Annotated in this window: 21 protein-coding genes; 11 read left to right on the forward strand and 10 right to left on the reverse strand. The window is 71.0% G+C overall.

The features are described 5' to 3' along the window. Positions 1–90 precede the first annotated feature (90 nt). Entirely contained in the window at positions 91–237 is a 147-nt protein-coding gene (locus ABT367_RS17655) for a LysM peptidoglycan-binding domain-containing protein (RefSeq protein WP_352254003.1), read from the forward strand. A gap of 34 nt (positions 238–271) precedes the next feature. On the opposite strand, the gene ABT367_RS17660 is transcribed toward ABT367_RS17655, so the two are convergent. After that, on the reverse strand, positions 272–910 hold the full coding sequence (locus tag ABT367_RS17660; protein WP_352254004.1) for a peptidase: 639 nt from the start codon (positions 908–910) through the stop codon (positions 272–274). Further along, a complete protein-coding gene (locus ABT367_RS17665; protein WP_352254005.1) occupies positions 910–2,118 on the reverse strand; it encodes a pyridoxal phosphate-dependent aminotransferase in 1,209 nt (402 codons plus the stop codon). Before ABT367_RS17665 ends, ABT367_RS17660 begins: the two co-directional genes overlap by 1 nt. A gap of 115 nt (positions 2,119–2,233) precedes the next feature. Here ABT367_RS17665 and ABT367_RS17670 point away from each other — a divergent pair, with 115 nt between their 5' ends. Both ABT367_RS17670 and ABT367_RS17675 read left to right on the forward strand, forming a co-directional pair. After that, the gene (locus ABT367_RS17670) at positions 2,234–2,875 is read left to right on the forward strand and encodes a winged helix-turn-helix transcriptional regulator (RefSeq protein WP_352254006.1); all 642 of its coding nucleotides are present in this window, start codon (positions 2,234–2,236) and stop codon (positions 2,873–2,875) included. A gap of 26 nt (positions 2,876–2,901) precedes the next feature. Further along, positions 2,902–3,816, forward strand: a complete 915-nt coding sequence (locus tag ABT367_RS17675) for a HipA family kinase (RefSeq protein ID WP_352254007.1) — start codon at positions 2,902–2,904, stop codon at positions 3,814–3,816. Positions 3,817–3,915: 99 nt separating this feature from the next. Here ABT367_RS17675 and aceB read toward each other — a convergent pair whose 3' ends face one another. Next, complete coding sequence (aceB, locus tag ABT367_RS17680) at positions 3,916–5,541, reverse strand: malate synthase A (RefSeq protein ID WP_352254008.1); 1,626 nt, start codon at positions 5,539–5,541, stop codon at positions 3,916–3,918. 235 nt (positions 5,542–5,776) lie between these two features. Next, positions 5,777–6,385 (reverse strand): nucleotidyltransferase family protein, encoded by a 609-nt coding sequence (locus ABT367_RS17685; RefSeq protein ID WP_352254009.1) that lies wholly within the window; start codon positions 6,383–6,385, stop codon positions 5,777–5,779. Between the two features lie 96 nt (positions 6,386–6,481). Between ABT367_RS17685 and ABT367_RS17690 the strand changes: the two genes are divergently transcribed. Next, positions 6,482–8,395 carry a protein kinase domain-containing protein gene (locus ABT367_RS17690; protein ID WP_352254010.1) on the forward strand — a complete coding sequence of 638 codons (1,914 nt, stop codon included), beginning with the start codon at positions 6,482–6,484 and terminating at the stop codon, positions 8,393–8,395. Between the two features lie 137 nt (positions 8,396–8,532). Further along, on the forward strand, positions 8,533–8,844 hold the full coding sequence (locus tag ABT367_RS17695) for a DUF5955 family protein (RefSeq protein ID WP_352254011.1): 312 nt from the start codon (positions 8,533–8,535) through the stop codon (positions 8,842–8,844). Here the strand turns inward: ABT367_RS17695 and ABT367_RS17700 are convergent. The 3 genes from ABT367_RS17700 to ABT367_RS17710 all read right to left on the reverse strand — a co-directional run bounded on the left by ABT367_RS17700 (position 8,828) and on the right by ABT367_RS17710 (position 10,422). After that, positions 8,828–9,214 carry a VOC family protein gene (locus ABT367_RS17700; protein WP_165333531.1) on the reverse strand — a complete coding sequence of 129 codons (387 nt, stop codon included), beginning with the start codon at positions 9,212–9,214 and terminating at the stop codon, positions 8,828–8,830. The two genes, ABT367_RS17695 and ABT367_RS17700, sit on opposite strands and share 17 nt — an antisense overlap. Next, positions 9,211–9,504, reverse strand: coding sequence for an ArsR/SmtB family transcription factor (locus tag ABT367_RS17705; RefSeq protein ID WP_352254012.1), 294 nt, complete (start codon positions 9,502–9,504; stop codon positions 9,211–9,213). Before ABT367_RS17705 ends, ABT367_RS17700 begins: the two co-directional genes overlap by 4 nt. Positions 9,505–9,624: 120 nt before the next feature. After that, a complete protein-coding gene (locus tag ABT367_RS17710) occupies positions 9,625–10,422 on the reverse strand; it encodes an IclR family transcriptional regulator (protein ID WP_352254013.1) in 798 nt (265 codons plus the stop codon). Between the two features lie 343 nt (positions 10,423–10,765). Between ABT367_RS17710 and allB the strand changes: the two genes are divergently transcribed. From allB to ABT367_RS17730, 4 genes are all read left to right on the forward strand, one after another. Then, on the forward strand, positions 10,766–12,103 hold the full coding sequence (allB, locus tag ABT367_RS17715) for an allantoinase AllB (protein WP_352254014.1): 1,338 nt from the start codon (positions 10,766–10,768) through the stop codon (positions 12,101–12,103). Between the two features lie 4 nt (positions 12,104–12,107). Continuing rightward, on the forward strand, positions 12,108–13,241 hold the full coding sequence (gene alc, locus ABT367_RS17720; RefSeq protein ID WP_352254015.1) for an allantoicase: 1,134 nt from the start codon (positions 12,108–12,110) through the stop codon (positions 13,239–13,241). Positions 13,242–13,398: 157 nt separating this feature from the next. Continuing rightward, positions 13,399–14,448, forward strand: coding sequence for a hypothetical protein (locus tag ABT367_RS17725; RefSeq protein ID WP_352254016.1), 1,050 nt, complete (start codon positions 13,399–13,401; stop codon positions 14,446–14,448). A 21-nt stretch (positions 14,449–14,469) separates the two neighbouring features. Next, complete coding sequence (locus tag ABT367_RS17730) at positions 14,470–15,336, forward strand: hypothetical protein (RefSeq protein ID WP_352254017.1); 867 nt, start codon at positions 14,470–14,472, stop codon at positions 15,334–15,336. On the opposite strand, the gene ABT367_RS17735 is transcribed toward ABT367_RS17730, so the two are convergent. Then, entirely contained in the window at positions 15,288–16,019 is a 732-nt protein-coding gene (locus tag ABT367_RS17735; RefSeq protein WP_352254018.1) for an SDR family NAD(P)-dependent oxidoreductase, read from the reverse strand. The genes ABT367_RS17730 and ABT367_RS17735 overlap by 49 nt on opposite strands. A gap of 238 nt (positions 16,020–16,257) precedes the next feature. Here ABT367_RS17735 and ABT367_RS17740 point away from each other — a divergent pair, with 238 nt between their 5' ends. Continuing rightward, positions 16,258–17,163, forward strand: a complete 906-nt coding sequence (locus ABT367_RS17740) for a DMT family transporter (RefSeq protein ID WP_352254019.1) — start codon at positions 16,258–16,260, stop codon at positions 17,161–17,163. A 64-nt stretch (positions 17,164–17,227) separates the two neighbouring features. After that, entirely contained in the window at positions 17,228–17,629 is a 402-nt protein-coding gene (locus ABT367_RS17745) for a hypothetical protein (RefSeq protein ID WP_352254020.1), read from the forward strand. 82 nt (positions 17,630–17,711) lie between these two features. Here ABT367_RS17745 and ABT367_RS17750 read toward each other — a convergent pair whose 3' ends face one another. Together ABT367_RS17750 and ABT367_RS17755 are read right to left on the reverse strand one after the other, a co-directional pair. Beyond that, entirely contained in the window at positions 17,712–18,371 is a 660-nt protein-coding gene (locus tag ABT367_RS17750; protein ID WP_352254021.1) for a response regulator transcription factor, read from the reverse strand. A 156-nt stretch (positions 18,372–18,527) separates the two neighbouring features. Then, the gene (locus ABT367_RS17755; RefSeq protein ID WP_352254022.1) at positions 18,528–19,712 is read right to left on the reverse strand and encodes a sensor histidine kinase; all 1,185 of its coding nucleotides are present in this window, start codon (positions 19,710–19,712) and stop codon (positions 18,528–18,530) included. Between the last annotated feature and the right edge of the window lie 199 nt (positions 19,713–19,911).

Raw genomic sequence — 19,911 nt, forward strand, 5'->3', positions numbered from 1 at the left:
GCCCCGCAGGCGGCACCGTAGGCCGCGGCACCGGCCGGGCCCGCCGGCGGCGAGCACGCGCCGCAAAGACAGAGCACCCGCACGTACACGGTGAAGTCGGGGGACTCGCTCTCCGCCATCGCCGAGCACGAGCTGGGCGACATGGGCCGCTGGCGGGAGCTCTACGAGCTCAACAAGCAGACGATCGGCGCCGACCCCGACATGATCCAGCCGGGGATGGAGCTCAAGCTCCCGTGACCGGAGGAGCTCAAACTCCCGTGACCGGCGGAGCTCAAGCTCCCGTGACCGGAGCCGAAGGCGCCCTCAGGGACATCCCGCGCCCGGCGAAGTAGTCCCCGAACCGCTCCACCGGCAGCTGCGCCATCCGCGTGGCCGCATCCGTCCCCGACGGATTGTGGAAGTGGAACCCTCGGCCGTCCCCTGTCCGCGCGGTGACCAGCACCAGGTGACCGCCGCGGCCGGGGGAGGGTTCGTGGGGCCTGCGGATCGCATAGTGCACGGAGGCGATCACCACCCGGCCCGCGTCGAGCAGCCCGCCGATCTCCTCGACGGTCAGCGAACGGTGCACGTCGGCCTCGACGCCGTACACCTCACGTACGAAATCCACCGCGGGGGCGTAGATCATGCCGCGGATCCCGCCCTCGCCGTCCACGGTGTACGCCCCGAACTTGACGGCGCCGTCCCGCAGTTCGAACAGCGACGGTGCCCCGGCGCCCAGCGCCATCCGCAGACAGGTGGCCCCGCACAGATGCCCGCACCACCGCGCATAGTCCTCGACGTCTGCCGCCCCCGACTCACGCCACGCGGGGTCCTCGGCCGCGGGGAGCTCCCCGGTCGCGATCGCCTGCACCAAGTCGGGCGAGGCGAACTGCGTATGACTGGGAAAGCCGCAGGTGGTGCAGGAGTTCACTACTGCCGGTATCCGCTCAGGAACCGCCCGATCCGGCTGATCGCGGCGTCGAGATCATCAGCGTAGGGGAGCGTCAGGATGCGGAAGTGGTCGGGGCGCGGCCAGTTGAAGCCCGTGCCCTGGACCACCTGGATCTTCTCGCGGAGCAGCAGATCGAGCACGAACTTCTCGTCGTCCACGATGGGATGCACCTTGGGGTCGATCCGCGGGAACGCGTACAGGGCGCCCTTGGGCTTCACACAGCTCACGCCCGGGATCTCGTTGAGCTTCTCCCAGACCACATTGCGCTGTTCGTGAAGCCGGCCGCCGGGCGCGGTCAGCTCATGGATCGACTGCCTGCCGCCGAGCGCGGCCTGGATCGCGTACTGGGCAGGGGCGTTGGGGCACAGGCGCATGGAGGCCAGCATGGTCAGGCCCTCCAGGTAGTCCTTGGCGTGCTGCTTCGGACCGGTGATCACCAGCCAGCCGGAGCGGAAGCCCGCCACGCGGTACGTCTTGGAGAGGCCGCAGAAGGTCAGCACGACCAGATCGGGGGCGAGCGCGGCGGCCGAGTGGTGGACGGCGTCGTCGTAGAGGATCTGGTCGTAGATCTCGTCGGCGAAGACCATCAGGCTGTGCCGGCGGGCGAGGTCGAGCATGCCCTCGACGATCTCCTTCGGATAGACCGCGCCCGTGGGGTTGTTGGGGTTGATGATCACCATGGCCCGGGTGCGGTCCGTGATCTTCGACTCCATGTCGGCCAGGTCCGGGTACCAGTCCGACTGCTCGTCGCACAGATAGTGCACCGCCTTGCCGCCGGACAAGGTGGTGACGGCGGTCCAGAGCGGGAAGTCGGGCGCGGGGATGAGGATTTCGTCGCCGTCCTCGATCAGCGCCTGGACCGCCATGGACACCAGCTCGGAGACACCGTTGCCGAGGAACACGTCGTCGACGTCGACCTCCAGGCCCAGGGTCTGATAGCGCTGGGCGACCGCGCGCCGGGCGGACAGGATGCCGCGGGAATCCGTGTAGCCATGGGCCTGCGGCAGCATCCGGATCATGTCCTGGACGATCTCCTCCGGGGCCTCGAACCCGAAGAGGGCAGGGTTGCCGGTGTTCAGGCGCAGCACGCTGTGGCCCGCCTCCTCGAGCGCGTTGGCGTGCTCGATGACCGGGCCGCGGATCTCGTAGCAGACCTCGCTCAGCTTGCTCGACTGCCGGAACTCCATGCGCGTGCCCTCCAAGCGGACCGGGCGACCCTTGCGTCACCAGGCGACTCTCGTGTCACTTGGTTTTACCAAGCTCCCGCTTGGAAAGTCCAACAACTTACGTATGCTGTGGCTCATGAGCAGGCCCACGTCACGCCGTCGAAGCTACGACCAGTACTGCGCCACCGCCCGCGCCCTCGACGTGGTCGGGGACCGCTGGACGCTCCTGATCGTCCGCGAACTCCTGGCGGGACCGCGCCGCTACACCGATCTGCACGCCGACCTCCCCGGCGTCAGCACGGACATGCTCGCCACGCGCCTCAAGGACATGGAGCAGACCGGCCTCGCCCTGCGCCGCAAACTGCCGGCCCCCTCCTCCTCGTACGTCTATGAACTGACGCCCAGGGGAAAGGACTTGCTCCCGGTCCTCCAGGCCCTGGGCGAATGGGGCGCCCCCGAGCTGACCGGGCGCCGGCCCACCGACGCGGTGCGGGCGCACTGGCTGGCCCTGCCGCTGCTGCGGGAGCTCTCGGTCCTCGGCGAGGCCGGGGTGGTGGATGTCCTGCTCGACGAGGGCCGGTTCCATGTACGGGTGGACGCGGGAGAGCCGGTGTACGGGGACGGGCCGTACCCGGGCGAGCCCGACGCCCGGCTCGTCCTGAGCCTGGACGTGGCCGACGCCCTCGCCCGCCGCGGCAGCACGCTCCTGGAGGCCGTCCGGACGGGGAAGGCCGAGGTCAGCGGGGACGGAGCGCTGGCAAAAGCGCTCGGCCGCTGAGGATGCGCGCGGCTACAGTTGCCGCTGTGCTCCGACAAGTCACCGCCACCCGCTACCTCAACCCCCTGCACACCGGAGGCTCTGTCCCCGGCGTCGTCGAGGCCGACGATCTGGGGACGTACGTCCTGAAGTTCACCGGGTCCGCGCAGGGCGTCAAGGCGCTCGTCGCCGAGATCGTGGTGGGGGAGCTGGCGCGGCGGCTCGGTCTGCGGTTCCCGGAGCTGGTGCTGGCGCACTTCGACCCGGCGATCGCCGCGGACGAGCCGCACCAGGAGGTACAGGACCTGCTGCGGGCCAGCCCCGGACTCAACCTGGGCATGGACTTCCTGCCGGGCGCGGCCGACTTCACGCCCGAGGTGGCCGCGGACTTCCCGGTCGACCCGGTGGAGGCCGGCCGGATCGTCTGGCTGGACGCGCTCACCGTCAACGTAGACCGGACGGTGCACAGTTCGAATCTGATGGTCTGGCCGACGTCCGGGACCGCACCGGCGAAGCTGTGGCTGATCGACCACGGCGCGGCCCTGGTCTTCCACCACCGGTGGGACGGGGCGGCGCCCGACAAGGCGTACGACTTCAAGCACCATGCGCTGGGCGGCTACGGGCCGGACATGCGGGCGGCGGATGCGGAGCTCGCGCCGCGTGTGACCGAGGAGCTCCTTCGTGAGGTGGTCGCGCTCGTCCCTGACGCGTGGCTGGCCGAGGAGCCCGGGTTCACCGGCCCGTCCGACGTACGGGATGCGTACGTCACGTATCTCCTTGCGCGGGCCAGGAGTTCAGCGTCATGGCTCCCGACGGACTTTCCCTCGCGCGACGAGCTGGCGGTGGCGGACGAGCGCCGCGCGGCCCGGACTCAGCAGGGCCGCCCGGACTGGCTGAAGCAGGTCCCGAACCTGCACGGGAAGCCGGCGGCGGAACGGGACTGGTCCGCGCACGTGGAGTAGCCGGGGAGAACGGGCCCGGGGAGGACGCCGAACGGCCCGGGAGAACGCCGAGTGGCCCCGGGGAACCCCGGGGCCACTCGGACAGGGAACTCGGTCAGCTCAGCCCTTGAGCTGCTCGTACGCCGGCAGCGTCAGGAAGTCCGCGTAGTCGGCGTCCAGGGAGACCTGGAGCAGCAGATCGTGGGCCTGCTGCCAGTGGCCGGCCGCGAAGGCCTCCTCGCCGATCTCGGCCTTGATGTTCGCCAGCTCCTCGGCGGCGACCTCACGGGCCAGCTCGGCCGTGGCGGTCCTGCCGTCCTCGAAGACGACCCCGGCGTTGATCCACTGCCAGATCTGCGAGCGGGAGATCTCGGCGGTGGCCGCGTCCTCCATGAGGTTGAAGATCGCGACGGCGCCGAGGCCGCGCAGCCAGGCCTCGATGTAGCGGATGCCGACCTGGACGGCGTTCTGCAGACCGCCGAACGTGGGCTTCGCGTCGAGCGAGTCGATGGCGATCAGGTCGCCGGGCGCCACCGCGACGTCCTCGCGAAGGCGGTCCTTCTGGTTGGGCTTGTCGCCCAGGACCTTGTCGAAGGACTCCATGGCGATCGGCACCAGGTCGGGGTGCGCGACCCACGAGCCGTCGAAGCCGTCGCCGGCCTCGCGGTCCTTGTCGGCGCGGACCTTCTCGAACGCGACCTTGTTGACCTCGGCGTCACGGCGCGAGGGGATGAACGCGGCCATGCCGCCGATGGCGTGCGCACCGCGCTTGTGGCAGGTGCGCACGAGCAGCTCGGTGTACGCGCGCATGAACGGCGCCGTCATCGTGACCAGGTTGCGGTCCGGCAGCACGAACTTCTCGCCGCCGTCACGGAAGTTCTTGACGATCGAGAACAGGTAGTCCCAGCGTCCCGCGTTCAGACCCGAGGCGTGATCGCGCAGCTCGTAGAGGATCTCCTCCATCTCGTACGCGGCCGTGATCGTCTCGATGAGGACGGTGGCGCGGACGGTGCCCTGCGGGATGCCGACGTAGTCCTGGGCGAAGACGAAGATCTCGTTCCACAGGCGCGCTTCGAGGTGCGACTCGGTCTTCGGCAGGTAGAAGTACGGGCCCTTGCCGAGCTCGATGAGGCGCTTGGCGTTGTGGAAGAAGTACAGGCCGAAGTCGACGAAGGCGCCGGGGACGGGCTTGCCCGCCTCGTCCACCAGGTGGCGCTCGTCGAGGTGCCAGCCACGCGGACGCATCACGACGGTGGCGAGCTGGTCGGCGTCCTTGAGCGCGTACGACTTGCCGGACTTCGCGTCGGTGAAGTCGATGCTGCGGTTGTACGCGTCCATCAGGTTGACCTGGCCCAGGACCACGTTCTCCCAGGTCGGCGCCGAGGCGTCCTCGAAGTCCGCGAGCCAGACCTTGGCGCCCGAGTTCAGGGCGTTGATGGTCATCTTGCGGTCGGTCGGACCGGTGATCTCGACACGGCGGTCGTTCAGGGCGGCCGGAGCGGGGGCGACCTTCCACGAGTCGTCGGCGCGGATGTGCGCGGTCTCGGGCAGGAAGTCGAGGGTGGAGGTGCGGGCGATCTCGGCGCGGCGCTCTCCGCGGCGGGCGAGGAGCTCGTCACGCCGGGGCGTGAACAGGCGGTGCAGCTCGGCCACAAAGGCGAGGGCCGCATCCGTGAGGACCTCTTCCTGCCGGGGCAGGGGCTCGGCGTCGACGATGGCCAGCGGGGACGGCGCTGGTGCGGACATGAGCTGTCACTTCCTTCAGCGGGGGAGCCGTGCACGGCACTGAGTGCCGTCAGGTCCTGTATCGGGTCCTGGGGCCGCCGGCCGCCGGATGTACGGGGCGGGGCGCTTCTGACCAGTGGATAGTAGTTTCCTCATGGTGGAAGTTCAATGGTTTGTTGATATCGAGATTCTCCGGGTCGAGCGACCATGGCGCTGAGTGCCACCGCGGTCACTTCCCGCGATCACCCGCTGTCGCCTACGGTTCGAGGCGCTCCAGATCCGCCTCGGTGTCGATGTCGTACGGCTGCGCCACATCGCCGCACTCGACCGTGGTGATCTCGCCCGCATGGGCCTTCAGATACGCCCGCGCTCCCTGGTCGCCGGTCGCACCGGCCGCGATGTCCGTCCAGTGCGAGCGCCCGAAGAGCGTGGGATGTCCGCGTACCCCGTCGTAGGCCGCAGTCACCAGCGAACCTTCATCCTCGTACGCGGCCACGACCCTCGCCACCGCCTGTGCCCCGATCCCGGGCTGATCCACCAGCGATACGAGGACGGCCCGCGCGTCCGTACCCGCGAGCGAGGCAAGGCCGGCCCGCAGCGAGGAGCCCATGCCGCCGGCCCACTCGGGGTTGTCGACCAGGACGCAGCCGGACAGCTCGGCCCGCTCCCGTACGGCGTCGGCCTGTGCCCCGAGCACCACGTGCACCCGCTCGACGCCGCCGCCCCGCAGCACCCCGACCGCGTGCTCCACCAGCGGCCGCCCGCGATGCGTGAGCAGGGCCTTGGGCCGCCCGCCGAGCCTGCGTCCTCCGCCCGCGGCGAGGAGCAGCCCGACGACCGGGTCGTTGTTACGTGTATGTGCCATACCGAAGACATACAGCATGGTCTGCGGGCCGCCCGGTTCCGATAGGGTTCCGGACGTCTCGGGTGGGAGCAAGTGCACGGTGGGGAACCAGAGTTGATGAGCAGTCACAACACCAATGGCGTGTTCAAGCCGCTGGAGGGCGACGACCCGCAGGCCGTCGCCGGCTACCGGATCAGTGCGAAGCTCGGCGCGGGCGGCATGGGCAAGGTCTACCTCTCCTATACGCCGGGCGGCCGGCCGGTCGCCATCAAGGTGATCAGGCCGGAGCTGAGCGAGGACGCCGAGTTCCGCCGCCGCTTCCGCCAGGAGGTGCAGTCGGCCCAGCGCGTGCAGGGCCTCTACACCGCACCGGTCATCGACAGCGACGCCGAGGGCAACCATCCCTGGCTCGCCACGGCGTACGTGCCCGGGCCCGCCCTGTCCGCGGCGGTCGTGGAGCACGGGAAGCTGCCCGTGGAGACGGTGCTGCTGCTCGTGGCGGGGATCGCGGAGGCGCTCCATGTGATCCACGGCGCCGGGATCGTGCACCGGGACCTCAAGCCGTCCAATGTGCTGCTCGCCGCCGACGGGCCCCGCGTCATCGACTTCGGGATCGCGCGCGCCGCGGACGCCACCTCGCTCACGGGCAGCGGGGTCACCATCGGCACGCCTTCGTTCATGGCGCCCGAGCAGGCGGCGGGGCGGCCGTGCACGCCGGCGACCGATGTGTTCGCGCTCGGCCAGGTCGCCGCGTACGCCGCGATCGGGAAGCCCGCCTTCGGTGAGGGCACCTCGCACGGTGTGCTGTACCGCATCGTGCACGAGGAGCCGGACCTGGCCGAACTCCCCGAGGACCTGCGGGAGCTGGTGACGCGCTGCCTGGCCAAGGACCCGGCGGCCCGGCCCTCCGTGATGGAGGTCATCGCGCTGTGCCAGGCGGCCAACGCGGAGACGGTCCTGCGGCGCCCGGAGGACTGGCTGCCGACGGCGGTCGCGGCGGACATCACCCAGCGCGCGGCGGCACCGGCCCCGGTGCAGACGCCGCCGCCCGCGGTCGCTCCCGCCCCGCCGGCCCAGGCTCCGGCCCAGCCGCCCGCATACCAGCCGAACACCCCGGCCCAGCCGCCGGCCGCCGCGCCTGCGGCCCCGCCTCACCAGCCGGCCGCGCAGCAGCCGATCGCCCAGCATCAGCAGCCGCCGGCCGCCCAGGCCCCGACGCCGCCGCCGACCCAGGGGGCCGCACCGGCCACCCCGCCGCCGGGGTTCGGGCCCAACGCGTACGACACGGCGGCGCTGCGCGAGCCGGGCCCGGCGGCGTATCACTCGACGCCCCCGCCGGTGACGTACCAGGGGCCGGGTGCGGCTGCCTCCCAGGCTCCGCCGAAGAAGAAGCGCCGGATCCTGCCCCTCGCGATCGCCGCCGTTCTCGTCGCGGTGCTCGGCGGTGCGGGGGGTGCCTACCTCGCGCTGAACAAGGATGACGACGGCAAGAAGCAGCAGGCGTCGGACGGCGACAAGCAGTCGACGCCCTCGGCCGCCCCGACGAGCGACGAGCCGTCGGCCTCGGGCACGCCCTCGGCGCAGGAGAGCTCCGACGGCGGCGGCAAGGCCGTCCCGGACCCGCAGCCCGTGCCCTACAAGGACATCGAGGTCCCGTTCGGCTATGAGCTGTACTTCTCCGACGACGATCTGAAGCCCGTCAAGCTCGACGACGGCGAAGCCGACCTCGAGTACGACGAGGAGGACAGCAAGAGGGCCCTGGAGATCGGCGAGTACTCGGGCAACAAGCTGATCCTGCTCAACAACGCGCAGGACGGAACGCTGGAGACCTGCCGTGAGGAGACGCGCTACGCGGAGGTGGTCACCTTCGACCGCCTCTCCAAGGGCTCCCGTATCTGCGTGCGGACCTCGTCCGGACACATCGGGCTCGTCACGTACAAGGGGAGCTCGCCGCAGTCCGACCCGAGTGACTACGTCACCCTGGACGTCACCCTGTGGCGCAACGCACTCGACGCCCAGCCCACGAACTGAATCACGTCACCGCGGTGGCGCCCGGTGCACCAAGTGGCGTTTACTGTCCGGCGTCCCGAGTGGCTGACCACCACCCGGACGCCGGATAAGACAAGAACGTACGAAACCGCACAATGACGTGCGACGGGGGATCAACTGTGTTGCAAAGCGTGGGGCAGAGGCGGCCGGTGACGGACAGCGGCGAGGATCCACGGGTGAGCGAGCTGCTCGGTGCCGTGTCCAGGCTGCGCCGTGAACTGGCTGGACATCCGGCGGAGTTCCCCGACCGGGGCATCGCCGAGGACGAACTCGCGGCGTTGCACGCGATGGCGCTCGGCGGCGCACCCGAGCCCGCCCGGCTGCGCCGCTCGCTGCTCCTGGTCGCCGGGGCGATCGGTTCGGTGAGCGCCCTTGCCGCCGCGCTCGCGTCGGTACGGGACGCGGTGGACCGGCTCAGTTCATCTGGATGATCTGGATCAGGTTGCCGCAGGTGTCGTCCAGGACCGCGGTGGTGACCGTGCCCATCTCGGCCGGCTCCTGCGTGAACGTCACACCCAGGTCGCGCAGCCGCTTGTACTCGGCGTGCACGTCGTCGACCAGGAACTGCGCGACCGGGATCCCGTCCGCGACCAGGGCGGTCTTGTACGGCGGCACGGCGGGGTGCTTGCCCGGCTCGAGCAGCAGCTCGGTGCCCTCGGGCGCCTCCGGGGAGACCAGGGTGAGCCAGCGGTCCTCGCCCAGCGGGATGTCGTGCTTCTTCACGAAGCCCAGCTTGTCGACGTAGAAGCGCTCGGCCTTGGCCTGGTCGTCGACGAAGACGCTGGTGATGTGGATCTTCATGGGGTGCTCTCCGGGGGGTGGGGCCTGAGCCATCGCGTGACGATCTGCTCGAGGGGCTGTGTGTTGAGGTCGTGGAACTTGTAGCGGCCTTCGCGTCGTGAGACGACCAGACCCGCCGTTTCCAGTACGGCCAGGTGCTGGCTGACCGCCTGGCGGGTGAGCGCGAGCTCGTGCTTCATGGCCAGGCGCGAACAGATCTCGAACAGGCTCTGGCCGTCCCGTTCCGCCAGCTCGTCAAGGATGGTCCGACGCGTGGGGTCGGCCAGGGCCTTGAAAACATCCTCCGACATGACCGCCACCATAGGCAAGTCGTTGCTTGCCTATCAAGTCGGGGGCGTGGGGTGCGTGCGGCCCCAGGCATGCCTGAGGGGGTACGCCGAGTCGGCGTACCCCCTCAGGGAAAGTGCGGTTCAGGAACCGTTGGTGTTGGCCAGCGCCACGGAGAGCTCCGCCGCCACCTGCTGCAGGATCGGCACGATCCGGTCGGTCGCGGCCTCGGTCACGCGGCCCGCGGGTCCGGAGATGGAAATGGCCGCCGCGGTGGGGGAGTTGGGCACCGAGACCGCCAGGCAGCGGACCCCGATCTCCTGCTCGTTGTCGTCCACCGCGTATCCCGTACGGCGCACCTCTTCGAGCGCGTCGAGGAAGGCGTCCGGGGTGGTGAGCGTCTTCTCGGTCGCGGCCGGCATGCCGGTGCGCGCGAGCAGGGCCCGTACCTCTTCGGCGGGCGTGTGCGCGAGCAGCGCCTTGCCCACACCGGTCGAGTGCGGCAGGACCCGCCGGCCGACCTCGGTGAACATGCGCATCGAGTGCTTGGACGGCACCTGCGCCACGTACACGATCTCGTCGCCGTCGAGCAGTGCCATGTTCGCGGTCTCGCCGGTCTCCTCGACCAGGCGCGCGAGATACGGGCGCGCCCAGGTGCCGAGCAGGCGGGAGGCCGATTCGCCGAGGCGGATCAGGCGGGGGCCGAGCGAGTAGCGGCGGTTGGTCTGCTGGCGGACGTAGCCGCAGGCCACCAGGGTGCGCATCAGGCGGTGGATGGTCGGCAGCGGCAGTCCGCTGGTGGCGGAGAGTTCGCTGAGGCCGACTTCTCCGCCCGCGTCCGCCATCCGCTCGAGCAGATCGAAGGCGCGCTCGAGGGACTGGACACCGCCGGTTGCTGCGGTGGCCTTGGAGTCGGTGGTGCTGGCGTTGGACGTCGGCACAGCGCGGTCCTTTCGTACAGGCAGGAAAGAGAAGCCTATCGCCCGGGCTGCGGCCGACGGGTAGCGCATGGGGTGCTGTCCGGGCCGGTCAGCACCTGTTTGTCCGGCTGCGGGCGATGCCTTCCTACGACCTTGGCCTCTCTTGATTGTGCCATGATCCATTCTGTAGTCTGAAATTCAGTTTCCGCTCTATGGAAACATCCAATTGGCCTGCGGCTCCTCTTCCGCCCTGCGGGGAGGGGGTTGACGGGTCGCAGTCCCGGGGCGAGACTCCGTTCAACAGACCGTTGAATTCCGCTCTGCGGAAGCGACTACGGAAGCGTCTACGGAAGTGAGGGTGAGGGTGTCCGACGTGGAACTGGTGGTGCGCTCGACCAGAGTGGTCACCCCGGAAGGGACGAGGGCCGCTTCGGTCTCCGTCTCCGGCGGGAAGATCGTCGCTGTCGCTGCCCATGACGCCGAGGTGCCGGCCGGCGCCCGGCTCGAGGACTTCGGGGACCATGTCGTCCTCCCCGGCATCGTCGACACCCATGTCCACGTGAACGACCCGGGCCGTACCGAGTGGGAGGGCTTCTACACGGCCACCCGCGCGGCCGCGGCCGGCGGCATCACCACGCTCGTGGACATGCCGCTCAACTCCCTTCCGCCGACGACCACGACGGACAACCTCCGTACGAAGCAGGACGTCGCCCGCGCCAAGGCGCATATCGACGTCGGCTTCTGGGGCGGCGCTCTCCCGGACAACGTCCAGGACCTCAAGCCGCTGCACGACGCCGGGGTCTACGGCTTCAAGTGCTTCCTGTCCCCGTCCGGCGTCGACGAGTTCCCGCACCTCGACGGTGAGCAGCTCGCCGCCTCCATGGGCGAGATCGCCGGGTTCGGCGGCCTGCTCATCGTGCACGCCGAGGACCCGGGAGAGCTGGACTCGGCGCCGCACCTGAGCGGCCCGAAGTACCACGACTACCTGCAGACCCGGCCCCGAATCTCCGAGGACGTGGCCATCAAGGGTCTGATCGACACGGCGAAGCGCCTGAACGCCCGTGTCCACATCCTGCACCTCTCCTCGTCCGACGCCCTGCCGCTCATCGCCGCCGCCAAGGCCGAGGGTGTGCAGCTGACCGTCGAGACCTGCCCGCACTACCTCACGCTGACCGCCGAGGAAGTCCCCGACGGCGCCAGCGAGTTCAAGTGCTGCCCGCCGATCCGCGAAGGCGCCAACCAGGACCTCCTGTGGCAGGCGCTCGCCGACGGCACCATCGACTGCATCGTCACCGACCACTCGCCGTCCACCGCCGACCTCAAGACCGATGACTTCGCCACCGCCTGGGGCGGGATCTCCGGTCTCCAGCTGAGCCTCGCGGCCATCTGGACCGAGGCCAAGAAGCGCGGTCACACCCTCGACGACGTGGTGCGCTGGATGTCCGCGCGCACCTCCGCCCTGGTCGGTCTCGACCAGAAGGGCGCCATCGAGGCGGGCCGCGACGCGGACTTCGCGATCCTCGCGCCGGAGGAGACCTTCACGGTCGACGCGGCCGAGCTGCAGCACCGCAACAAGGTCACCGCGTACGCGGGCAAGACCCTCAGCGGTGTCGTGAAGTCGACCTGGCTGCGCGGGACACGCATCTACGCGGACGGCGAGTTCACCGAGCCCGCCGGCCGCCTTCTCGAAAGGAACAACTGACACCGTGGCGTCTGAAAAGACTGGCATACCTTCGTTCACCGGTAACGCGAACCCGTACGGCGGCGGCGACCCCTGGGCCGACTACCGCACCGCGGACTTCCCGTTCACGCAGTACGCCAACCTCGCCGACCGCACCCTCGGCGCCGGTGTCATCGCCGCCAACGACGAGTTCTTCGCGATGCGCGAGAACCTGCTCGTGCCCGAGGCCGCCGAGTTCGACCCCGAGCACTTCGGCCACAAGGGCAAGGTCATGGACGGCTGGGAGACCCGCCGCCGCCGCGGCGTCTCGGCCGAGCAGCCCTGGCCGACCGCCGAGGACCACGACTGGGCGCTCGTGCGCCTGGGCGCCCCCGGCGTGATCCGCGGCATCGTCGTGGACACCGCCCACTTCCGCGGCAACATGCCGCAGGCCGTCTCCGTCGAGGCCGCCAACTGGCAGGGCGCGCTCGCTCCCACGCCGGCGGAGCTCCTCGCCGACGACGTCAAGTGGACGACCATCGTTCCCCGTACGGCCGTCGGCGGCCACGCGGCCAACGGCTTCGAGGTCACCACCGAGCAGCGCTTCACGCACCTGCGCGTCAACCAGCATCCCGACGGCGGCATCGCCCGCCTGCGCGTGCACGGCGAGGTCGTGCCGGACCCCCGCTGGCTCGGCTCGCTCGGTTCGTTCGACGTGGTCGCCCTGGAGAACGGCGGCCAGGTCCTCGACGCCTCCAACCGCTTCTACTCCTCGCCCGTCAACACCATCAACCCGGGCCGCTCCCGCAAGATGGACGACGGCTGGGAGACCGCCCGCCGCCGCGACAACGGCAACGACTGGATCAACTACCAGCTCGTCGCCGAGTCCTCGATCCGCGCGGTCGAGATCGACACCGCGTACCTCAAGGGCAACTCGGCCGGCTGGGCCGCGCTTTCGGTGCGCTCCTCCGCGGACGCCGAGTGGCAGGAGTTCCTGCCGCGCACCCGCCTGCAGCCCGACACCTGCCACCGGTTCTTCCTCGACACCCCGGTGGTCGGCTCGCAGGTCCGCATCGACATCTACCCCGACGGCGGCTTCTCGCGCCTGCGCCTCTTCGGCTCCCTGACCGAGGACGGCACGGCGAAGCTGGCGGCCCGCCACCAGGAGCTGGGCGGCTGATCCCCGCCTCGTGACACTTGAGGCGCACCGGGAGGACAGCCCCGGTGCGCCTCATCTTTTCCGCCGCTGCTCCAGCGGCGTCATCTGCGTGCCTCCGTAACCCATTTGGGGATACGGGGACACGCCGCGTTCCTTCCCCGCTAGCGTTGATCGCCGGTTGTCGGTGCGCACTTGGGGGACCGCGGTGGCCGTCCTGCTCTACTACCCGTTGGTCAACCCGCCGACGGAGGTCGTCCACCAGTCGCTGCTGTACTGGGACGGGATCGCCTCGGTGGTGCCGGCGGATCCGGAGATCCGTGCGGCGGCGGTGGGCCCGGAGCTGCGGGAGCTGGAGGAGCGAGGGCTCTACACCCCGCTCACCGTCGTCGAGCGTCGGCTGTTGAGCGACCTGACCTCGCCGTACGACGGCCGCGTCACCTCATCCGGCGGCGACCACGCGTCCGTCCTCCGCCAGGAACTGGCGGCCATGGCCGCCCGCCCACGGACCCCGGTCCCCACCGATCCGCCCGACGGCATCCTCTACCGGACGAAGGCAAGTGGCTGGGTCGAGCGGTACCTGACGGGGCACGGCCTCGCCGTCCCGATCCCGGGCGACGACCGGCGGTTCGCCGTGGCCAGGGAGGTGCAGGAGCTGATCCTCTCGATCACCGCACGCGAGATCTCCGCACGCCGTGGCGACCGCGCCTTCTTCCCGTACACCGACAGCCGTACCGCTCAGCGGATGGCTCTGCGTCCCGTGGCCCGTGCGCGGACCCTGGCCTGGGAGATGGAACTCGGCGGACTTCTGCCGGTGCCCGCGCCCGGCACCCCCACCACCGAGGTCCTCGCCTTCCGCGAGAAGTACCGGGACGAACGTCTGCGGCTCATGCGGGCCGTGCACCGGATGCTGGGCGAACTGCGGCGCGACTACGAACACCCCGCGGACGTCTTCGCCCAACTGCGGGTGGAACTCGAACAGGCCACCGCGGACTACCAGTCGGCGGTACGCGCCGGCCGCACCGTCTGGGTCCACCGCTCGGTCACGGCCACGGTCGCCCTGGCCGCCGCGGCCGGCGGCGCGCTGCTCCTGCCCGACCTCGGTTGGCTCCTCGGCACCGTCGGCGGTTTCGCCCTCAATGTCGCCACCCGTGAGATCCGTCCGGTGCGGTCCCGGCGCCAGGAGCACGACTTCAGCTATCTGCATCGCGTACGCGGCACACTCGCGTGACACCTCAGGAGGCGGACAGGTATGGCACTGCAGCGCTATGGCGCCCGGTTGCGCGCCGGCCGGCCCTGGGCGGTCGACATCGCGGTCCCCGGCGGTGACCGGCCGCTGAGCTGCAACGTACTGGCCGAGGGGGACGCCCTGATCCTCGCCGACATCGACCTGGCGCTCGGGGACTTGGGCTTCGTACGAGCGGGATTCGTCGAGCCCGGGGCCCTCGTGGACGGCCTCGGGTTCGAGGTGATCGACTTCTGTCCGCAGGACGCCGATCCGGACGGCCCGTCCGCCGAACAGGCCGCCGCGGAACTGGCGTTGGCCCGCGGCACCAGGGCGGTCATCGTGAGCATCCCGGCCTGTGAAGCGGACCGGGTGCGCGAGACCCTGGCCGAGGTGCTCGGGCGCAGGAACAGGCAAGGGTCCTCGTCCAACGGCTCCCTGCGGTTCGTGGCCGACCGAGTCGACGCGGCCACGGTGGAGATGGTGCTCCCCGCCTCCCTGTACGAACGGGCCCTCGGCGCTTTGGAGAGGGCCGGCGCACACAGCGCGGACGCAGCCCGACGGGACCCGATCCAGCACCTCCTCGAGCTCGCCGGTGCGGGGGCGCGCCTGAGCAACGGCCCTTGGCCCGCCCCGCGCGAGGCGCTCCAGGCCGCCCTCCGCCAGGCCCTCGACCGGCCCGGGGCGGAGGGCCTGGCCGCCCGGGACGAACTGCTCGACGTCGTCGGCCGGTTCGTCGAGGTCCACAGGACCGCGACGCGGGCCGACGACGCCGAGCAGCGGCGACTCCAGGCCGGGCGGAACGGCCCGGACAGTCGTCACGCCGAGCAGAGCCCACTCGGCCGTCAGGCCGCGTGTCCGCCGTCCACGGACAGTTCGGTGCCGGTCACGTAGGACGCCTCCTCGCTCGCCAAGTACCGCACCATGGCGGCGACTTCACCCGACGTCCCGAACCGCCCGAGCGCCGTCATCGCGGCCTGCGGCTGCGCGTACGGCCCGGCGGCCGGGTTCATGTCCGTGTCGATCGGACCCGGGTGCACGATGTTCGCGGTGATCCCGCGCCCGCCCAACTCCCTCGCCAAGGCCTTGGTGAGCCCGGTCAGCGCGGCCTTGCTCATCGCGTAGAGCGTCCCGCCGGGCCCCGGCACCCGCTGGGCCATGCAGCTGCCGATGGTGATGATCCGGCCGCCGTGGCCGAGCCGTACGGCGGCGGCCTGCGACGTGAGGAACACCGAGCGGACGTTGACGTCCATCACCTGGTCCACCGTCTCGGCCGAGAAGTCCGCCAGCGGGCCGAGCGCACCGATGCCCACGTTGTTGACGAGGACATCCAGGCGTCCGAGCGCGGCGACCGTCCGCTCGACGGCGCCGACCGCCGCCGCCGGATCCGCCGCGTCGGCCCGCAGCGTGACCCCGCGCCGCCCGGTCGCCTCGATCTTGGCGACCACCTCGCGGGCGGCCTCCTCACCGTGCACATAGGTGATCGCGACATCGGCGCCTTCCTGCGCGAGGGCCAGCGCGATCGCCGCGCCGATCCCGCGGCTGCCACCGGTCACCAGAGCCACCTTGCCGTCCATGAGCCTTCTCCTTCACACGTCTTCCGAAGTGGTTACGTGTTCAAGTTCATCTCGCGGACGGCTTGGACGCTGGCGGGGATCGGACACCTAGTCCGAGGGCCGCGACGGTCCGCCGCCCCTCTGACCGACCGCCCTGTGAGACCCCTCTACCGGGGACGATCACGCACGGCTACCGTGGGCGCGCCCAGGTGAGAGCCGCCGAAGTCTCCACACCCTCCGGATCGTTGGAGACCCGCTCTTGTCGACGCTCACCGCGCCCGCCGTCCGCGCGCCCCGCCGCGCCTGGCTCACCGATCTGCCCGTGCTGCTCGTCGCCGTCGTCTGGGGCGCCAGCTATCTCGCGGCCAAGGGCATCACGACGAGCCACACCGTCATCGCGGTCCTGGTCCTGCGCTTCGCGCTCGTCCTGCCGGTGCTCGTCGTGGCCGGATGGCGCCGGCTGCGCGCGCTGCGGCCGGCTCAGGTGCAAGGAGCCGGTGTCCTCGGGCTGATCCTCGGCGGGATCTTCCTCCTGGAGACGTACGGCGTCGTCCATACGTCGGCGACGAACGCGGGCCTGATCATCAGCCTCACCATGATCTTCACGCCGCTCGCCGAAGCGGCCCTCAACCGGCGGACCCCGTCCCGCTCGTTCCTCGCCGCCGCGGGGCTCTCCGTCCTCGGCGTCGTCCTGCTCACGCAGGGCGGCGGTTTCACCTCGCCCTCGCTCGGCGACTTCCTGATCCTGCTCGCGGCCCTCGCCCGCACCGTCCATGTCCTGGCGATGGCCCGGATCCGAGCGGTCCAGGATGCCGATTCCCTTTCCCTGACGACCGTCCAGCTCGGCACGGCGGTGCTGCTTTTCGCCCTGCTCGCCGCCGCCGGAACGGGCGACTCGCCCTGGTCCGCGGCAGCGGACTTCGGACCGGCCGAATGGGCCGGCCTGGTCTTCCTCTCGGTCTTCTGCACGCTCTTCGCGTTCTTCGTCCAGATGTGGGCCGTCCGCAAGACCTCCCCGTCCCGCGTCAGCCTCCTCCTCGGCACCGAGCCCCTGTGGGCCGCGGCGGTGGGCATCGCGCTTGGCGGTGAACGGCTGGGTGCGCTCGGGTTCGTGGGCGCGGCACTGGTTCTTGCGGGCACCGCCTGGGGCCGTCGGGCGGCGTGAGGTGCTCGGGAACCGAAGCACCCGCCCCGGGCATCGTGCTGGGTAGCCGTTCACGGGAGAGATCATGATGGATGCCGATGTCGCGTACGACCTGAAGTTCCGCACCAAGGCCCAAAAGCACCGGGGTCGTGGGCTCGGCGTGCTGCTCGTGGCGGCGGCGCTGTGGATCTGGGCGGGCGCCCTGCTCGTTCTGCCGACGGATTCCGGGTACTCCCGGTGCGACGCGCCGGGCTTCGCCGACCGCGACAGCGCGAGCGAGCTCTGCGACTACGGTGCCGCGCTCGGTCTGCCCGTGCTCCTCATCGCCCTCGCCCTGCCGCTCGCGGTGATCGGCGCCGCGCTGTACGCGGCGGCCACCACCCGCCTGGACATGAGCGAGCACCTCGCCGCCATGCAGGAACTGGCCGCGCGGCAACGGCATGCGGGCTCGAGCGGGGACGCCGAGCGGCCCGAGAGCGGCTCTTGAGCCTGCCGTCGAACCCGCGCGGCCCGAGTGCGGCTCCTGAGCTTGCCCTCGAACCCGCGCGGCCCCGACGCCCTCCGCCCGCTCACCCCGACGGCGACACAAGACCCGTCTCGTACGCGATGATCACCAGCTGGACGCGGTCGCGTGCCGACAGCTTCGCCAGGAGCCGGGCCACATGGGCCTTGGCCGTCGCCACGCTGATGAACAGCTCGGCGGCGATCTCGGCGTTGGACAGGCCGCGCCCGACCAGGACGAGCACCTCGCGCTCCCGCCCGGTGACGCCCGCCAACTCGCGCTGCGGTCGGGCCTGTTCCGGCCGCGCGGCGAACTCCGCGATCAGCCGCCCCGTGACGCTCGGTGCGATCAGCCCGTCACCGCCCGCGACCACACGGACCGCGCTGAGGATGTCGTCGAGCGCCATGTCCTTGACCAGGAAGCCGGACGCGCCCGCCCGCAGCGAACCGTAGACGTACTCGTCCTCGTCGAACGTCGTGAGCATCAGGACGCGCGTGGCCGGGTGCGCGGCGGTGATACGGCCCGTCGCCTCGATCCCGTCCATGCCCGGCATCCGGATGTCCATGACGACGACGTCGGGCCGCAGCTCCCCGGCCAGCCGAACCGCCTCCGCGCCCGTGCCCGCCTCGCCGACCACCTCGATGTCCGGGGCGTCGGCGATCAGGACCCGCAACCCGCTGCGGACCAGCGGCTGGTCGTCGGCGAGGAGCACGCGTACGGCTGTCATCGGTACTCCAGGGGGAGATGGACGTATGCGGCTGTCATCGGTCCTCCGCGGGGAGATGGACACGCGCGGCTGTCATCGGTCCTCCGCGATGAGATCCACGCGTACGGCTGCCACGTCTGTCCTCGTTCCTCCGGCGGGCGATCCACGCGTACGTGTTCATCGTTCCTCCGCCGGAATCGGCAGCCGGGCCAGCACCCGGAATCCGCCCTCGGCGCGTGGCCCCGCCTCGAACGTGCCGTGCAGGAGTGTGACCCGCTCCCGCATCCCCACGAGCCCGTACCCGTCGCCGCCGAGCTTCGCGCCCCGCCCCTCGTCGGTGACGGTCACGGTGAGGGCCTCGGCGGCGAAGTCGACGGTCACCTCGCAGGCGGACACTTCCGCATGCCGTACGACATTGGTGACGGCCTCCTGGACGATCCGGTACGCCGAGAGCTCCAACTCCGGCGCCAGCACCCGCTGTTCGCCGACGCGCCGCAGATCCACCCGCACGCCCGCGTCCTGCGCGGCCGTGACGAGCCGGTCCAGATCGGCGAGCGCGGGAGCCGGATCCAGCGGGGCGCCCTCCGACCGGCGCAGGGCGCCCAGCATCCGGCGCAGGCCCGAGAGCGTCTCGCGGCTGGTGGACTCGATCGCCCCCAGGGCGTTGCGGGCCTCGGCCGGCTGGGTGTCGATGACCCGGCGGCCCACCCCCGCCTGGATCGCGATGATGCCGATGCTGTGCGCCACCATGTCGTGCAACTCCCGTGCGATCCGCAGCCGTTCGGCGGTGACCGCCTGCGCCGCGGCCTGCTCGCGCAGGGCACGGGCGTGCTCGCCGCGCTCGGCGACCGAGTAGCCGATCAGCCAGGCCGTGGCCAGTGCGAGCGTGAGGGTGAGCACGGTGCTCACCGTGATGTCCGCGCCCGAGCGGTAGTACGGGACCGCCGCGATCTGGGCGGCCAGCGCGAGCACACCCGCCACTACAGCCGACCGCCGCGGACGGGTCGCGGCGATGAAGCCCACCGCCAGATCGGTGAACAGGGCTTGCAGATAGGCGATCTGCCAGCCCTGCTGCTGGTCGCGGAACGGCGATCCGGCATGTGCCTGCGCGAACACCGTCGCCGCGAACGAGCCGACGACGAGCAGCAGGAGCGCGGGCTCCGGCCGGCGCCGCAGCAGCGGTACGACAAGGACCGCGAGCAGTGCGGAGGGGAGCAGGCGTGCGCCGGTCAGCTCGGGTTCGTTGAGCGCGGCGATGTAGAGGAGTACGGGGTAGGCGACCCCTGCGCCCCAGGCGAGCGCCCCGACGGCCACCTCGCGCCGGGACCGTACGGCAGGGGGCGGCGACGGGGTGCCGCTCACGCGGGGCCGTCCGGCGGGGTGGCTCTCATGGCGTGATCATAGGCAGGCGTCGGGCGGCCGGGCATCGGCCCGGCGGCGTACGCCTGTGGGCTACCGGGATCGGTTGCCGGAAGGTCGCCGGGGGCCTGTGTGGCCGCTGTGGCCGCCCCCAGGATCTGAACCAGGGGGCGGCTGTCGCGAGGGCGTCACGCCGGTGCGC

Origin of the sequence: Streptomyces mesophilus, assembly GCF_040300965.1 — a bacterium.
In the GTDB taxonomy this organism is placed as follows: domain Bacteria; phylum Actinomycetota; class Actinomycetes; order Streptomycetales; family Streptomycetaceae; genus Streptomyces; species Streptomyces mesophilus_A.

Bases quoted from the DNA above. Each gene is read 5' to 3' on its own strand.
- ABT367_RS17665 (WP_352254005.1), bottom strand. From the start codon at position 2,118: ATGGAGTTCCGGCAGTCGAGCAAGCTGAGCGAGGTCTGCTACGAGATC.
- ABT367_RS17670 (WP_352254006.1), top strand. From the start codon at position 2,234: ATGAGCAGGCCCACGTCACGCCGTCGAAGCTACGACCAGTACTGCGCC.
- aceB (WP_352254008.1), bottom strand. From the start codon at position 5,541: ATGTCCGCACCAGCGCCGTCCCCGCTGGCCATCGTCGACGCCGAGCCC.
- ABT367_RS17685 (WP_352254009.1), bottom strand. From the start codon at position 6,385: ATGGCACATACACGTAACAACGACCCGGTCGTCGGGCTGCTCCTCGCC.
- ABT367_RS17690 (WP_352254010.1), top strand. From the start codon at position 6,482: ATGAGCAGTCACAACACCAATGGCGTGTTCAAGCCGCTGGAGGGCGAC.
- ABT367_RS17700 (WP_165333531.1), bottom strand. From the start codon at position 9,214: ATGAAGATCCACATCACCAGCGTCTTCGTCGACGACCAGGCCAAGGCC.
- ABT367_RS17705 (WP_352254012.1), bottom strand. From the start codon at position 9,504: ATGTCGGAGGATGTTTTCAAGGCCCTGGCCGACCCCACGCGTCGGACC.
- ABT367_RS17730 (WP_352254017.1), top strand. From the start codon at position 14,470: ATGGCACTGCAGCGCTATGGCGCCCGGTTGCGCGCCGGCCGGCCCTGG.
- ABT367_RS17735 (WP_352254018.1), bottom strand. From the start codon at position 16,019: ATGGACGGCAAGGTGGCTCTGGTGACCGGTGGCAGCCGCGGGATCGGC.
- ABT367_RS17745 (WP_352254020.1), top strand. From the start codon at position 17,228: ATGATGGATGCCGATGTCGCGTACGACCTGAAGTTCCGCACCAAGGCC.
- ABT367_RS17750 (WP_352254021.1), bottom strand. From the start codon at position 18,371: ATGACAGCCGTACGCGTGCTCCTCGCCGACGACCAGCCGCTGGTCCGC.